The sequence below is a fragment of the Bordetella sp. genome, assembly GCF_051960075.1.
In the GTDB taxonomy this organism is placed as follows: Bacteria; Pseudomonadota; Gammaproteobacteria; order Burkholderiales; family Burkholderiaceae_B; genus Bordetella.
In genome coordinates this window covers 1-14,124 of record NZ_JBQCER010000014.1, presented here as the reverse complement: position 1 = coordinate 14,124, position 14,124 = coordinate 1, and the positions used below count along the sequence as shown (strand labels likewise).

The following is a 14,124-nucleotide window of genomic DNA, read 5'->3' as shown; positions in this document are numbered from 1 at the left end:
GCTGCAAATGCCCTTAACGCCGTAGCGCCTCCCAGGTTTTCATGAGCCGCTTGACCGACACCGGCATGGGCGTGCGCAGCTCCTGCGCGAACAGAGCCACGCGCAGCTCCTCCAGCAGCCAACGGAATTCGTCCAACGCAGGATCGGGCGCGCCTTTCAAGGCCGAACGGGCGCGCTGGTATTGCGTCAGCAGCGGCGCCATCTCCGCCATCAGCTTGGCGTCCCGACCCGGATCGGAACGCAGTTTGTCGATGCGCGCGACGGCAGCCTTCAAGTAGCGCGGGTAGTGCGCCAGCTGGGCGTGCGGCATATCGCGCACGAACCACTTGGGCATCAGCGCCCCCAGCTGCTGCTGCAGGTCGGCGTAGGCCGCCGCGTGCGGCTTGGCCTGGGGCAGCTTGCGCTGCAAGGCGCCGTATTCGGTCAGAATGTTGCCGGCCAGCCGCGCCGCTTCCTGCGCCAGCAGGCCCAGCCTGCCCTTGCCTTCGCTGCGCCGCGCCTCGAACTGCTGTGCATCGGCGGGCCAGGGCTCGGCCAGACAAGCTTGGCCCAAGGCACAGTCGATGATCTGGTCGCGCAGCTCTTCCAGCGTCCCCAGGGGCATATAGAGCATGCTCATCCTGGTGAGGTCGGCGAGGTTCTTTTCCAGGAACTTCACCTGTTCGCGCAGGCCCAGGCGGAACAGTTTGAGCAGGCCCGCGCGATGGTGCTTGCGCGCTTCGTCGGGGTCGTCGTAGACGTCCAGGTCACAATGCGCGCCCTTGTCCACCAGAGCCGGATAGCCGATGACCGATCGGCCGCCGCGCTTGATCTCCATGATCTCGGGCAAGGGACCGAAAGACCAGCCGGTAAGCTTTTCGTGCGCCAGAGCCTGAGCCACCTCGTTGTCGCGCGCGGCCAGCTGCTGGAAGTTGGCTTGCGCCTGACGGCCCAGTTCTGCCTTGAGCTGGGCCAGGTTGCGGCCGGCGGCCAGCATGCGGCCGTGCTCGTCGATCACGCGAAAATTCATGAACAGGTGCGCAGGCAGGGTTTCCAGCTTGAAGTCACCCGCGACCGGACGCACCTGCACCTGGCGCCACATGTCGGCGATGATCGCTTCGACCAGGCTCTCCCGCGGATCGCCCAGCTTCTCGAACCAGCGCTGGTAGAAACCGGCGGCATAGTCGGGCAGCGGCACGCAATGTCGGCGCAGCTTCTGCGGCAGCGACTTCAGTAGCAGATGCACCTTTTCCTTTAGCATGCCGGGCACCAGCCACTCGCAGCGCTGCGCGTCGATCTGGTTGAGCGCAAAGAGCGGCACCGACAGCGTCACGCCGTCCTTGGGTGAGCCGGGCTCGAAGTGATAGTCCAGCGCCATGGAAACACCCTGCCATTCCACCTTCTTGGGAAAGACCTCGGTGGTGACACCCGCCGCCTCGTGGCGCATGAGTGCATCGCGCGTGAGCAGCAGCTTGTCGGCAGCAGGCTTGTCCAAGCCTTGCACCCACTTTTCGAGCGAGGTGGTTTGCGAGATGGCCTCGGGCAGCTGCTGGTCATAGAACCCGTAGATGAGTTCGTCGTCGACCAGAATGTCGGGGCGACGCGACTGGTGCTCGAGCTTTTCGATGCTGGCGATGAGCTTGCGGTTGTGCGCGACGAAGGGCAGCTTGGTGTCGATCTCACCCGGCACCAGGGCTTCGCGGATGAACAGTTCGCGCGCATGCCCGGGGTTGAGGCGGCCGTAATGCACGCGCCGGCCGTGATAGATCTGCAGACCGTACAGGGTGGCGCGCTCGTTGGCCACGACCTGCCCGGCTTTTTTTTCCCAGCGCGGGTCGGACCAATTGCGGCGCAGCAGGTGGCCGCCCACGCGTTCGATCCACGTGGGCTCGATACGCGCCACGCAGCGCGCATACAGTCGCGTGGTCTCGACCAGCTCGGCGGCCATGATCCACTTTCCCGCCTTCTTTTGCAGGTTCGAGGCCGGATGAATGTGAAACCGAATATCGCGCGCGCCCTGGTAATGGCTTCCCTCGTCGCTCTTGAAGCCGATATTTCCCAGAAGACCCGACAGCAGCGCCAGATGCAATTGCTCGTAGGTGGCCTCGGCCGAATTCACGCGCCAGCCCTGTTCGCCCACCAGCGCTGCCAATTGCGTATGCACGTCGTGCCATTCGCGCAGGCGTATGGGCGACAGGAAGCTCTGCCGCAGCTGGCCCACCAGCTTGCGCTGCGATTGCTTGTGCCTGACCTGCTCGCCGTACCAGCGCCACAGTTTGAGAAAACCGACGAACTCGGACTTGTCGTCGTTGAATTTGGCATGCGCGGCTTCGGCGGCCTCGCGCTCGGCCATGGGGCGGTCGCGCGGATCCTGTACCGAGAGGGCCGAGGCAATGACGAGCATCTCGGCCAGACACTGATGTTCGCGCGCAGCCAGCACCATGCGGCCGATGCGCGGGTCGACCGGCAACTTGGCCAGTTCGCGGCCGATGTGCGTCAGTTCATAGGCCGCACCCGTGCGCGCGCCGTCGTCCGGGTCATCGTCATCGGCCCGCGCCAGCGCGATCGCTCCCAGTTCCAGAAGCAGGTGATAGCCGTCGGCCACCGCACGGCCCGGCGGCGCTTCCACGAAGGGAAAGCGCTCGATGTCGTCCAGTCCCAGCGACTTCATGCGCAGGATCACCGAGGCCAGCGACGAGCGCAGCACTTCGGGATCGGTGAACGCGGCGCGCGCATTGAAGTCGGCTTCGTCGTACAGGCGGATGCACACGCCCGGCCCCACGCGGCCGCAACGGCCGGCGCGCTGGTTGGCCGAAGCGCGGCTGATGGGCTCGATACGCAGCTGCTCGACCTTGTTGCGCCAGGAATAGCGCTTGACGCGCGCCAAGCCGCTGTCGACCACGAAACGTATGCCCGGAACCGTGAGCGACGTTTCCGCCACGTTGGTCGACAGCACCACGCGCCGCGAATTGCCCCTGGGACGGAAGATCTGCTCCTGCTCGGCCTGGGACAGGCGGGCGTAAAGCGGCAGGATCTCGGTGCCCGCGGGATGGTGTTTGCGTAGCGCCTCGGCCGATTCCCGGATTTCGCGCTCGCCGGGCAGGAACACCAGCACGTCGCCCGGGCCATGGCGCGCGCATTCGTCCACGGCGTCGACGATGGCGTCGATCAGGTCGCGTTCCTCGTCGCCCGACAGCCGCTCGCCGTTGGCGCCCTTTCTTTGCGGCGCGGCGGCCTGGTCGTCGGGCAGGGGCTGCTGCACCGGGCGGTAGCGCAGTTCGACCGGGTGCAGACGGCCCGATACCGCTATCACGGGTGCGGGTTCGCCCGATTCCGCGGCAAAGTGCGAGGCAAAGCGTTCGGCGTCGATGGTGGCCGAGGTGATGATGAGCTTGAGGTCCGGCCGGCGCGGCAGCAGCTGCTTTAAATACCCGAGCAAAAAATCGATGTTCAGGCTGCGCTCGTGCGCTTCGTCGATGATGAGGGTGTCGTAGCGCTTTAGCAGCGGATCGCGCTGCGACTCGGCCAGCAGGATGCCGTCGGTCATCAACTTGACCGATGCGTTCGGACCGGTGCTGTCGTTGAAGCGGACCTGATAGCCGACCACCTCGCCCATGGGCGTGTTCAGTTCCTCCGCAATACGCTTGGCCACAGACGTCGCGGCCAGGCGGCGCGGCTGGGTGTGGCCGATCATGCGGCGCCGGCCGCGACCCATTTCCAGGCAGATCTTGGGCAGCTGGGTGGTCTTGCCCGAGCCGGTTTCGCCGCTAAGTATCACCACCTGGTTCGCCGCGATGGCGCGCGCGATCTCCTCGCGCCGGCCGCTGACCGGCAGGTCTTCGGGATAGGTGATCTCGGGGATGGGGCGTTCGGGGCGCGGCTCCCGGGCGCGGCGCGGGGCGCGCTCGGACGGACGTGGAACTTCGGACATGGGAATGGCGTTGTGCGTATTGCGCGACATTATAGGTTTCGCGCTGCAACGCCTCGGCCCGAGCCGAGGCCCCGCGGTCCTATAATTCCGCGCAGCGCCACGATCACGGCGCCGGCGGCGGGCGACAGCCCGCCCTTCTTCATCTGCCCGACCGCGCCCGCGCACCATGCCCACCGATCCGGAACCCGACACCTACTCCGCCCTGGAAGCCGCCGAATCCTCTCCCGCCCAGTTCGTCCGATGGTTCCGGGAAGTCGCGCCTTATGTCCATGCCTTCCGCGGCAGGACTTTCGTGGTGGCTTTCGGCGGCGAACTGGTTCGCGACGGCGCCCTGAGCGTCCTGGTGCAGGATCTCTCCCTGCTGTCGGCGCTGGGCATACGCCTGGTGCTGGTGCACGGCTCGCTGCCGCAGGTCAACGAGCAGCTGCGCCTGAAGGGCTACGACATGCAGTTCAGCCGCGGACTGGAGCCGACCGGCGCCGCGGCGCTGGAGTGCGCCAAAGAGGCCGCCGGCGAGATCCGCCTGGACATCGAGGCCGCATTCAGCCAGGGACTGCCGAACACGCCCATGTCGGGCTCGCACATCCGTGTGGTGTCGGGCAACTTCGTCACGGCCCGCCCGGCCGGCGTGATCGACGGCGTCGACTATCTGCACACCGGCCTGGTGCGCAAGATAGACACCGAATCGATCAAGTTCGCCATCGAGCGCGGCTCGGCGGTCGTGCTGCTCTCGCCGCTGGGCTTTTCGCCCACGGGCGACGCGTTCAATCTGGCCATGGCCGACCTGGCTACCAGCGTGGCCGTCTCGCTGCGCGCCGAAAAACTCATTTTTCTGACCGATTCTCCCGGCGTGCTCGACGAAGAAGGCGCGGTCGATACCGAGCTGGCCCGCGCCGACGCCGATGCCTTGCTCGAACGCGGCGAGCTGGACGACGAAACCGCTTTCTACTTGCGTCACGCGTCGCTGTCGGTCAAGCGCGGCGTGGCCCGCGCCCATTTGGTGCCATACGGCCAAGACGGCAGCGTGCTGCTGGAGATCTTCACCCACGACGGCGTGGGCACCATGGTGGTCGAGGACACGCTGGACGATCTGCGCGCGGCCACCATCGACGACGTGGGCGCCATTCTCAGTCTGATCGAGCCGCTGGAGGCGGACGGCACGCTGGTGCCGCGCCCGCGCAGCGTGATCGAACGCGATGTGGAATGCTTCACGGTGCTCGAGCACGACGGCGTGATCTACGGCTGCGCGGCACTGTATCCGTACAAAGACGAACTGATGGCCGAGATGGCCTGCCTGATCGTCAACCCGGAATGGCAAGGCACGGGCGAGGGCGAGATACTGCTGCGTCACATGGAGAGCCGCGCCCGCGCGATCGGCATGAAACGCATCTTCGTGCTGACTACGCGCACCTCGCACTGGTTCATCAAACGCGGGTTCGTGCAGGGCGGCATTTCGGATCTGCCGCATGCCAAGCAGCAGCACTACAACCGGTCGCGCAACAGCATGATCTTCATCAAGAAGCTCTGACGCAGCCGTTTCCGCATGCCGCAAAGCCCTGCCCAGCGCAGGGTTTTGCGTTTTCCGGGCAGGCTAAAATCGATCATCTCTTTCAACATTCAATGGCGGCAAATCATGGCCCGTACGATCAACTGTGTGAAACTCAAGCGCGAAGCCGAAGGGCTGGATTTCCCGCCCTACCCCGGTGAGCTGGGCGCGCGCATCTGGCGCGAAGTCTCGAAAGACGCCTGGGAAGAGTGGAAGCAAGTGCAGACGCGTCTGGTCAACGAGAACCGGCTCAATCTGGCCGATGCGCGCGCGCGCAAGTATCTGCAGCAGCAGATGGAAAAATTCCTGTTCGAAGACGGCAGCGTCGAAGCGCAGGGGTTCGTGCCGCCGTCGGCTTGAGCACGCATCGATTGCAGAAATGCATGACGGGACATTGCTTCCGCTGTCGCAATTGATCACATTTAGCAAGATACGCTTAAAATCCTCGCATCATTCACTCCCCCAGGAAAGGGAAACGCGATATGCGAGGTCTGCTGTTGTTTCTGGTGCCGCTGCTGCTTTTGCTGGGCGGTTGCGCCACCACCGACACCACACGCCCTCGCGATCTCGAAAATCTCTGCGCGATCTTTCGCGAAAAACCCGCCTGGCACGACGCCGCCATCAAGGCGCGCGACAAATGGGGCATCCCCGTGCCCGTGCCCTTCGCCATCATGTACCAGGAGTCCACCTTTCGCGCCGAAGCGCGGCCGCCGCGTAACTACTTCCTGGGTCTCATTCCCTGGGGCAGGGTGACGTCGGCCTATGGTTACGCTCAAGCCGAAGACAACACCTGGGCGGACTACAAGCGCGAGACCGGCGCGTGGTTCGTCAGTCGAGACAATTTTTCGGACTCGATGGATTTCATGGGCTGGTACATGACCAAGACGCGGCGTCTGACCGGTGTGCCCTTCAGCGACGCCTACGACCAGTATTTGAGCTACCACGAAGGCTGGACGGGCTATCGGCGCGGCACCTACAAGAGCAAGGCATGGCTGACGCGGGTGGCCCGCATCGTACAGGCCCGCGCCAGCCGCTTTGCCGCCCAATATCGCTACTGCCCCTGACGCAGGCGAACGCTCAGCCCCCGAAATACCGGGACAGCCTGAAATGGTGCGGGTCCACGACCGGCGTTCTGCCTTGCACCAGATCGGCCATCAGGACTCCCGCAGCCGGACCGATGCCGAATCCGTGGCCGGAAAAACCGGATGCCAGGAAGAAGCCGGCAAGCCCGTCGACCGGCGACATGACGGGGATCGCATCGGGTGTGACATCGATAAAACCCGCCCAGGCATGCGCGATCTGCGCCGAGGCAAAGGCCGGAAAGGCCTGTTTGAGTTTATCCAACGCGGTGCCTATTGTTTTCATCCGCGGTGCGGGGTCGAGAATGCGATGACGCTCGAAAGGCGTCGGCGCGTCCGGCCCGAAACGGACAGGCATCATCAGCTCGTCGAAAAATCGTCTGCCCAGGCGCAGCTTCAGATATTTTTTTTCAGACATCCATGCCGCGAGGAACTGACGACATAGGCGGATGCTGTCGGGCGTGAGGTCGGCGACGGAGGCGCCCAGTTGCGACACGCTGTAGCCGCCGTCGGCACGCTTGCGCACCGTGAAGTCCTTGCCGTTGACCGCCATGTCCAGCCCGGTTTCCAGGGGCGCGGTGCGCAGCACGGACGCATGGACTTTCAACTGAGGAAACTCGACGCCGACATTGCCGCAGAAGAGGCGCGACCATGCGCCGCCGGCCAGCACTACAGCCCCCGCCGCGACGACACCCCGCTCGGTGACCACGCCGGCCGCACGACCGGCCTTGGTGTCCAGACAACGCGCCGCCGTGTTCTCGAAGACCTGAGCACCCGCCTGCACGGCCAAGTCGGCAATCGCGCGGGTAGCGCGATCGGGTTCGGCCACGCCGTCGATGCGGCTGTACAAGGCGCCTGCCCACGGGCGCGTCGTCGCGCTCGCCAGCAGCGCGCGCAGGCCGTCGCGCGGAATCAGCTCGGCGGGCACCCCCAGCGGCCGCGCTTTATCCAGCCAGGCGCGATGGCCGGCCATGTCGTGTTCGTTCTCGGCGAGATAGGCCAGGCCGGTCTGCCGGTAGCCGACATCGCGCTGCGCCTGGATCTCTTGCCAGAGATCGATGGCGTGCAGCGCGAGCGGCAGTTCTTTGTGGTCGCGCCCGACGGTGCGGATCCACCCCCAGTTGCGCGACGACTGCTCGCCGGCGATCACGCCCTTCTCGAATACCGCCACCCGCACGCCGGCCTTGGCCAGCGCCCATGCCGTGCTGATGCCGATGATGCCGCCGCCGATCACGGCGACGTCGACGCGTTGGGGAAGACTGCTCGGCATATTTCATCCATGCGCAAGCGACGACCGCCTGCGCACCCTGTGCTCAGACGTAGAAGTGATTGCTGTTGACGACCATGAAGACCGTTTTCTTGTCCCAGGCGTTTTCCCAGCGGTATTTGCGGCTGCCGGTAAAACCATAGGTATCGCCCGGTTCGAGGGTCAGCACGACCTCGTCGATAGCCACGCGCAACCTGCCTTCCAGCACGTAGGCGATCTTGTCGCCGGTTTGCACCGACAGGCTCGGGTCGGAGGCGGCTCCGGGCTCCAGTTCTATCAGAAAGGCTTCGAGCGAAGCGCAGTTGGCAGGCGTGACGCGGTATTTCGTCACGCCCGAGTCCGCCAGACGCAGGGCCTTGCGCTGCGCGGCCAGCACTGCAAATTCGCTCGAGACCTGCGACGCAGCGCTTGCGCACGGCGAGGCGTTCGATACGAAGAGCGCGGCGCCGTCGATGCCCAGCGCGATGCAGAGCTGCCGCAACGACCGCATCGACGGCGAGCTGACGCCGCGCTCGATCTGGCTGAGCATGCCGATAGACATATTGGTGCGCGCGGCAAGATCCTTCAGCGTGAGCTTGCGCTCGGAGCGGATGGCGCGCAAGCGCGCGCCCAGTTCCCTGTCGCCGTCGGCGACGCCGGCTCGGCCGTCGTTGGCCGCGGCATCGGCCGCGATACCGTCGTATGAATCGTCCCGCCTGGAAGCGTTCGTGACGGCGGGCGGCATCGCGCTCTTTGCGGTCTTGGGCTTTTGTGACATGGGCGGGCTGTGCTTTTCAGGCAGGCAAAGGATCGCGCTTACCTTACTTCACATGGCGGCGGCTTGCATGGAGCGCGACCAACGCGAACACGGCGACGATCACGACGTAGTAGGCAGGAGCCATGATGCTGCCCGTCGCCTTGATCATGAGCCCGACGACGAGCGGCGTGATGCCGCCGAAAAACGTCTGGGCGATTACATAGGCGATGGACACGCCGGTGGTGCGGCACGAAGCGGTAAAGAGCTGCGAGAGCAGCGAACCGACCGGGGCATAGTAGAAGCTGTAGAAGACTGCCGATAGCGTGCACTGGAAGATGGCGAGCGTCAGCAGCGAAGGCGAGTGCGTGAGCAGGGTGAACAGCGGGAAGACGAGGATGACCCCGAGCACGAGCGCTACGCGCATCACCTTCACCGTGCCCAGCCGGTCGGCCGCGGCGCCGCCGAAGAAAGGCACGATGGTGCTGACCAGTCCGCTGAAGATGGACGCGGTGAAGGCCGAGTCTTTGGAAAGGCCCAGGTTGTTGATGGCGAATGTCGGCATGTACAGATTCAGGAAGCTGGCCACCACGCCGGCGGCGCACACGACCGCGCCAATCAGCACGAAACGCTTGTGCGATCTGAACGTCTCGCCCAGCGGATTGTGCGCCAGGCCGTCTCGCTTGACCGACTCGAAATCGGCCGTCTCCTCGATCTTGAGCCGGATGTACAGACCTACCGGCCCGATCAGGCAGCCGAACACGAACGGCAGCCGCCAACCCCAACTGTTGATCTGTTCGGGCGTCAGGAAGTGATTGCAGACGTAGGCAAACACGGAAGCGGTGACCACTGCCAGCCCCGATGTCGAGAACTGCATGCTCGCGAAGAACGCCTTTCTGCCCTCGCTCTGTTCGGTCAGGTACGAATTGGCGCAGCCGAATTCGCCGCCCACGGAAAAGCCCTGCAACAGACGGCCCAGGACGAGCAGCGCCGGCGCCGCAACGCCTATGGTCTGGTAGGTCGGCACGACGGCGATGAGCGCCGTGCCGGCCAGCATGAGCAGGGCGGCGAAAGACAGCGTGGCGCGGCGCCCGACCTTGTCCGCCATGATGCCCAGCACCACCGCGCCGACCGGACGGATGAGGAAGGAACTGGCGAAGGTCATCAGGCTGAACAGCAGCGCCGACTGCGCATCGTCCTGCGGGAAGAACAGGCGCGAGATGGTGATCGCAAACATCGCGTACACCAGCAAGTCGAACCATTCGAAGAAAGTGCCGAAATTGGCGGCGACGACGTCGCGCCAATGGCTGCGCCGGCCCGCGGCCAGGTGCGCCGGAAAAACGTCGAGCTTGGTGGTGTTCATGGTTCGACCTCTGAGTTTAGGGAGCGCGCCGGCCATACAAGTCGGCAATCTGCCTGAAATTCTGGCCACCTATGAGGTCGATCGATATTAGTAATTTCACTTATGTGAAAATAAACAGCATATTTAAGAAAAAATTGCCGTAAAAGTGAAATTCAACAAAGGAAGAAAAACGGTTCGGCAAGCGCGGCGACGCAGGAACGGCGAAAAGCCGGCCCTGCTCGCCTCCCAGATCCCGCTTTGTCGACCGCGCCGCGCCGGCTGCGCGCCACGGGCTCCCGTCCGTTCTAGCCAAGTGCAGCAAAACGCCGGAAAATGAACTTCGCCCTTCGATTCCAACCTAGCAAGGAGCCAACATGCAGCACGACACCCTGGGTACGCTCAAGACATTCAAGATAGGCAAGAAAACCGGCCAATTTCATTCGCTGCCGGCTCTGGGCAAGGCCCTGGGCGTTGACGTGCAGAAGCTGCCGCTATCGATCCGCATCGTGCTCGAATCGGTGCTGCGCAATTGCGACGGCAAGAAGGTTTCCGAAGAACACGTGCGCCAGTTGGCCAACTGGGCGCCCAATGCCAGACGCGAAGACGAGATCCCCTTCGTGGTCGCCCGCGTGGTCCTGCAGGACTTTACCGGCGTGCCGCTGCTGGCCGACATCGCCGCCATGCGTTCGGTGGCCGAAAAAATGAGCAAGAGCCCCAAGCTCATCGAACCGCTGGTGCCGGTGGATCTGGTGGTCGATCACTCGGTGATGATCGACTACTACGGCACCCACGACGCGCTCGACCTGAACATGAAGCTGGAATTTCAGCGCAATCAAGAGCGCTACCAGTTCATGAAATGGGGCATGCAGGCTTTCGATACCTTCGGCGTCGTGCCGCCGGGATTCGGCATCGTGCACCAGGTCAATCTGGAATACCTCGCGCGCGGCGTGCATCACACGCAAGACGGGGTCTATTACCCCGACTCGCTGGTGGGCACCGACAGCCACACCACCATGATCAACGGCATCGGCGTGGTGGGCTGGGGCGTGGGCGGCATCGAAGCCGAGGCCGGCATGCTGGGCCAACCGGTGTATTTCCTCACGCCCGATGTGGTGGGCGTGGAACTGAAAGGCAAGCTGCGCGGCGGCGTCACCGCCACCGACCTGGTGCTTACCATCACCGAGATGCTGCGCAAGGAAAAAGTGGTAGGCAAGTTCGTCGAGTTCTGCGGCGAAGGCACGGCAAGCCTGTCGGTGACCGACCGCGCCACCATCGGCAATATGGCGCCCGAATACGGCGCCACCATGGGCTTCTTCCCGGTCGACGATCGCACCATCGATTACTTCAGGGGCACGGGCCGCACCGAGGAAGAGATCGCCGCCTTCGAGGCGTATTTCAAGGCGCAAAAGATGTTCGGCGTGCCCAAGGCCAAAGACATCCATTTCACCAAACTGCTCACGCTGGACCTGGCCACGGTCGCGCCGTCGCTCGCGGGCCCCAAGCGCCCGCAAGACCGCATCGAAATCGGCAATCTTAAAAAGACCTTCGCCGCGCTGTTCTCCAAGCCGATCGCCGAAAACGGCTTCAACCAGCCGGCCGCCAAACTGGACCAGACTTTCACCACCAGCGCCGGCACCAAGATCAAGAACGGCGACATCCTGATCGCCGCCATCACCTCCTGCACCAACACGTCCAACCCCAGCGTGCTGCTGGCGGCGGGCCTCTTGGCCAAGAAGTCGGTGGAAGCAGGCCTGAAAGTGCCCAAGCACATCAAGACCTCGTTAGCCCCGGGGTCGCGCGTGGTCACCAACTATCTGACCAAGACCGGCCTGCTGCCCTATCTGGACAAACTTGGCTTCGACGTGGCGGCGTACGGGTGCACCACCTGCATCGGCAATGCCGGCGATCTTACGGCCGACCTGAACGAAGCCATCACGTCCAACGACCTGGTGTGCGCGGCCGTGCTGTCGGGCAACCGCAACTTCGAGGCGCGCATCCACCCCAACATCAAGGCCAACTTCCTGGCCTCGCCGCCGCTGGTGGTGGCCTACGCCATCGCCGGCACCGTGCTCAAGGACCTGATGACCGAGCCCGTGGGCAAAGGCAAAAAGGGCGATGTCTGGCTGGGCGATATCTGGCCCACCACGAAAGAGATCGACGACCTGCTCAAGTTCGCCATGGACCCGAACGCCTTCCGCGACAACTATGGCCAGGTCAAGACCAAGCCGGGCAAGCTGTGGGAGAACATCAAGGGCGTCAAGGGCGAGACCTACGACTGGCCCGAGTCCACCTACATCGCCGAGCCGCCCTTCTTCGACGACTTCGGCATGACGCCGGGCGCCATGCCCACGGTCAAGGGCGCACGCGCGCTAGGCATTTTCGGCGACTCGGTCACCACCGACCACATATCGCCGGCCGGCTCCATCAAGGAGTCCTCGCCGGCAGGCAAGTGGCTCAAGGATCACGGCGTGCTCAAGGCCGACTTCAACAGCTACGGTTCGCGCCGCGGCAATCACGAGATCATGATGCGCGGCACGTTCGCCAACGTGCGCATCAAGAACCTGATGATTCCGCCTCGTGCCGACGGCAGCCGCTTCGAGGGCGGCGACACGCTGTTCCAGCCCAGCGGCGAGCAAATGTCGATCTACGACGCGGCGATGAAGTATGTCGCGCAGGGCACGCCCAGCGTGGTGTTCGGCGGCGAGGAATACGGCACGGGTTCCTCGCGCGACTGGGCTGCCAAGGGCACGCAGCTGCTGGGCGTGAAGGCGGTCATTACCCGCAGTTTCGAGCGCATTCACCGCAGCAATCTGGTGGGCATGGGCGTGCTGCCGCTGCAGTTCAAGGGCAACGACAGCGTGGAAAGCCTGGGCATCACCGGCAAAGAGACCTTCGATATCTCCGGGCTGGAGCAAGGCATCAAGCCCATGCAGAACGTGACGCTGACCATCCATCGCCCTGACGGCAGCAAGCAGGACGTGACCTTGCTGCTGCGCATCGATACGCCGATCGAAGTCGACTACTACAAGCACGGCGGCATTCTGCCTTTTGTGCTGCGTCAGCTACTGGCGGCTTGATCGCTCAAGGCCGAATAGATCGTGCAAAACCAAAACGCCGCGCATTGCGCGGCGTTTTTCATTCAGTGCGCCGCAGTCGCGCCGAATGCGTAGGCGTCCATCGCCAAGGCGCCGTAGCTGATCTCGTCGTTCAGCCGCTGCGCCGGGTCGCCGTTGCCAGCTCCCAAGGCCACGTATAGCGGCATGAGGTGATCGTCGTGCGGGTGCGCGCGATGGGCGCCGGGCGCGTCGAACTGCCATTGCAGCAGTTCGTCCAGGCGCCCCGCCTGCAGGCGCTCGGCGTACCAATCCTGGAAAGGCTTCACATAGCTCGCCGGCGGCGCGCCGTCGCGGGCCACGTCGTGCAGATTGTGCGTGAGCGACCCCGAGCCGATGATCAGAATGCCTTCGTCGCGCAGCGGCGCCAGAGCGCGTCCGAGCTCGTATTGCGCCGCAGCGTCGCGGCCGGCGTCCAGCGCGAGCTGGACCACAGGCACGTCGGCGTCCGGATAGAGATAACGCAGCGGCACCCAGGCACCGTGATCGAGCGGCCGGCGCGGATCTTCGGCCGAGGACAAACCGGCGTCGGCCAGAACTTGGCGCGTGCGCCCTGCCAGCGCCGGCGACCCGGGCGCGGAATACTGCAGCTGATAGAGCACCTCGGGAAAGCCGCCGAAGTCGTGCCAGGCCACCTGCTGTTCGCGGGTGGACACGGCCAGGCCGCGCGTCATCCAGTGCGGCGACAACACGAGCACCGCCTCGGGGCGCGGCAGCGTGCGCCCCAGCTGCGTGAGCAGCGGCCCGGCCTGGCCCGGGTCGATGGCAAACGTCGGCGAGCCGTGCGAGATGAAGAGGGAAGGCATGCGCATGGAAGTTCTCCTGGTGCGTTCATTGTCCGCCGCGGCGTGCGCGCGCGTGAACAACTGCGCTGAATTCAGCGTTGCGCCGAATTGAATGGAATAGATGAGGCATGTACGGTGTTCATGGTGGCGAGAGCCGTTCAACCACGAAGGAGAAGTGCATGAGGAAGTTCGCATCGATCGCCACCGTTTCCGCCGCGCTGCTGCTGGCCGCGTGCGCCTCGGCCCCGCAAGGCGCCGCGCCGCCGCTCGCGATGCGCAACGGGATGCTGGTCAACTCGGAAGGGCTCACGGTGTACACGTTCGACAAGGACGTCGCGAACAGCGGCAA

The 14,124-nt window shown here is 64.4% G+C and carries 9 protein-coding genes; 4 read left to right on the top strand and 5 right to left on the bottom strand.

Annotation, left to right across the window (positions count from 1 at the left end):
- Window positions 1–13: 13 nt before the first annotated feature.
- On the bottom strand, window positions 14–3,910 hold the full coding sequence (gene hrpA, locus ACTHJ1_RS01710; RefSeq protein WP_440186814.1) for an ATP-dependent RNA helicase HrpA: 3,897 nt from the start codon (window positions 3,908–3,910) through the stop codon (window positions 14–16).
- Between the two features lie 166 nt (window positions 3,911–4,076).
- On the opposite strand from hrpA, the gene argA reads away from it, so the two are divergent.
- The 3 genes from argA to ACTHJ1_RS01695 all read left to right on the top strand — a co-directional run bounded on the left by argA (window position 4,077) and on the right by ACTHJ1_RS01695 (window position 6,520).
- The gene (argA, locus tag ACTHJ1_RS01705; RefSeq protein WP_440186780.1) at window positions 4,077–5,438 is read left to right on the top strand and encodes an amino-acid N-acetyltransferase; all 1,362 of its coding nucleotides are present in this window, start codon (window positions 4,077–4,079) and stop codon (window positions 5,436–5,438) included.
- 105 nt (window positions 5,439–5,543) lie between these two features.
- The gene (locus ACTHJ1_RS01700) at window positions 5,544–5,816 is read left to right on the top strand and encodes an oxidative damage protection protein (protein ID WP_440186778.1); all 273 of its coding nucleotides are present in this window, start codon (window positions 5,544–5,546) and stop codon (window positions 5,814–5,816) included.
- Between the two features lie 122 nt (window positions 5,817–5,938).
- Window positions 5,939–6,520 carry a transglycosylase SLT domain-containing protein gene (locus tag ACTHJ1_RS01695; RefSeq protein ID WP_440186776.1) on the top strand — a complete coding sequence of 194 codons (582 nt, stop codon included), beginning with the start codon at window positions 5,939–5,941 and terminating at the stop codon, window positions 6,518–6,520.
- Window positions 6,521–6,533: 13 nt separating this feature from the next.
- Here the strand turns inward: ACTHJ1_RS01695 and ACTHJ1_RS01690 are convergent, their stop codons facing one another.
- From ACTHJ1_RS01690 to ACTHJ1_RS01680, 3 genes are read right to left on the bottom strand one after another with little or no spacing between them, the layout of a single operon-like run.
- The gene (locus tag ACTHJ1_RS01690) at window positions 6,534–7,805 is read right to left on the bottom strand and encodes an NAD(P)/FAD-dependent oxidoreductase (protein ID WP_440186774.1); all 1,272 of its coding nucleotides are present in this window, start codon (window positions 7,803–7,805) and stop codon (window positions 6,534–6,536) included.
- 43 nt (window positions 7,806–7,848) lie between these two features.
- Window positions 7,849–8,559, bottom strand: a complete 711-nt coding sequence (locus tag ACTHJ1_RS01685; protein WP_440186772.1) for a helix-turn-helix domain-containing protein — start codon at window positions 8,557–8,559, stop codon at window positions 7,849–7,851.
- A 43-nt stretch (window positions 8,560–8,602) separates the two neighbouring features.
- Window positions 8,603–9,898, bottom strand: coding sequence for an MFS transporter (locus ACTHJ1_RS01680; RefSeq protein ID WP_440186770.1), 1,296 nt, complete (start codon window positions 9,896–9,898; stop codon window positions 8,603–8,605).
- Between the two features lie 353 nt (window positions 9,899–10,251).
- On the opposite strand from ACTHJ1_RS01680, the gene acnA reads away from it, so the two are divergent.
- Entirely contained in the window at window positions 10,252–12,954 is a 2,703-nt protein-coding gene (gene acnA, locus ACTHJ1_RS01675; protein ID WP_440186768.1) for an aconitate hydratase AcnA, read from the top strand.
- A 62-nt stretch (window positions 12,955–13,016) separates the two neighbouring features.
- Here acnA and ACTHJ1_RS01670 read toward each other — a convergent pair whose 3' ends face one another.
- Window positions 13,017–13,802 carry a DODA-type extradiol aromatic ring-opening family dioxygenase gene (locus ACTHJ1_RS01670; protein ID WP_440186766.1) on the bottom strand — a complete coding sequence of 262 codons (786 nt, stop codon included), beginning with the start codon at window positions 13,800–13,802 and terminating at the stop codon, window positions 13,017–13,019.
- Window positions 13,803–14,124: the final 322 nt, after the last annotated feature.

Bases quoted from the DNA above. Each gene is read 5' to 3' on its own strand.
- hrpA (WP_440186814.1), bottom strand. From the start codon at position 3,910: ATGTCCGAAGTTCCACGTCCGTCCGAGCGCGCCCCGCGCCGCGCCCGG.
- argA (WP_440186780.1), top strand. From the start codon at position 4,077: ATGCCCACCGATCCGGAACCCGACACCTACTCCGCCCTGGAAGCCGCC.
- ACTHJ1_RS01700 (WP_440186778.1), top strand. From the start codon at position 5,544: ATGGCCCGTACGATCAACTGTGTGAAACTCAAGCGCGAAGCCGAAGGG.
- ACTHJ1_RS01695 (WP_440186776.1), top strand. From the start codon at position 5,939: ATGCGAGGTCTGCTGTTGTTTCTGGTGCCGCTGCTGCTTTTGCTGGGC.
- ACTHJ1_RS01690 (WP_440186774.1), bottom strand. From the start codon at position 7,805: ATGCCGAGCAGTCTTCCCCAACGCGTCGACGTCGCCGTGATCGGCGGC.
- ACTHJ1_RS01685 (WP_440186772.1), bottom strand. From the start codon at position 8,559: ATGTCACAAAAGCCCAAGACCGCAAAGAGCGCGATGCCGCCCGCCGTC.
- ACTHJ1_RS01680 (WP_440186770.1), bottom strand. From the start codon at position 9,898: ATGAACACCACCAAGCTCGACGTTTTTCCGGCGCACCTGGCCGCGGGC.
- acnA (WP_440186768.1), top strand. From the start codon at position 10,252: ATGCAGCACGACACCCTGGGTACGCTCAAGACATTCAAGATAGGCAAG.
- ACTHJ1_RS01670 (WP_440186766.1), bottom strand. From the start codon at position 13,802: ATGCGCATGCCTTCCCTCTTCATCTCGCACGGCTCGCCGACGTTTGCC.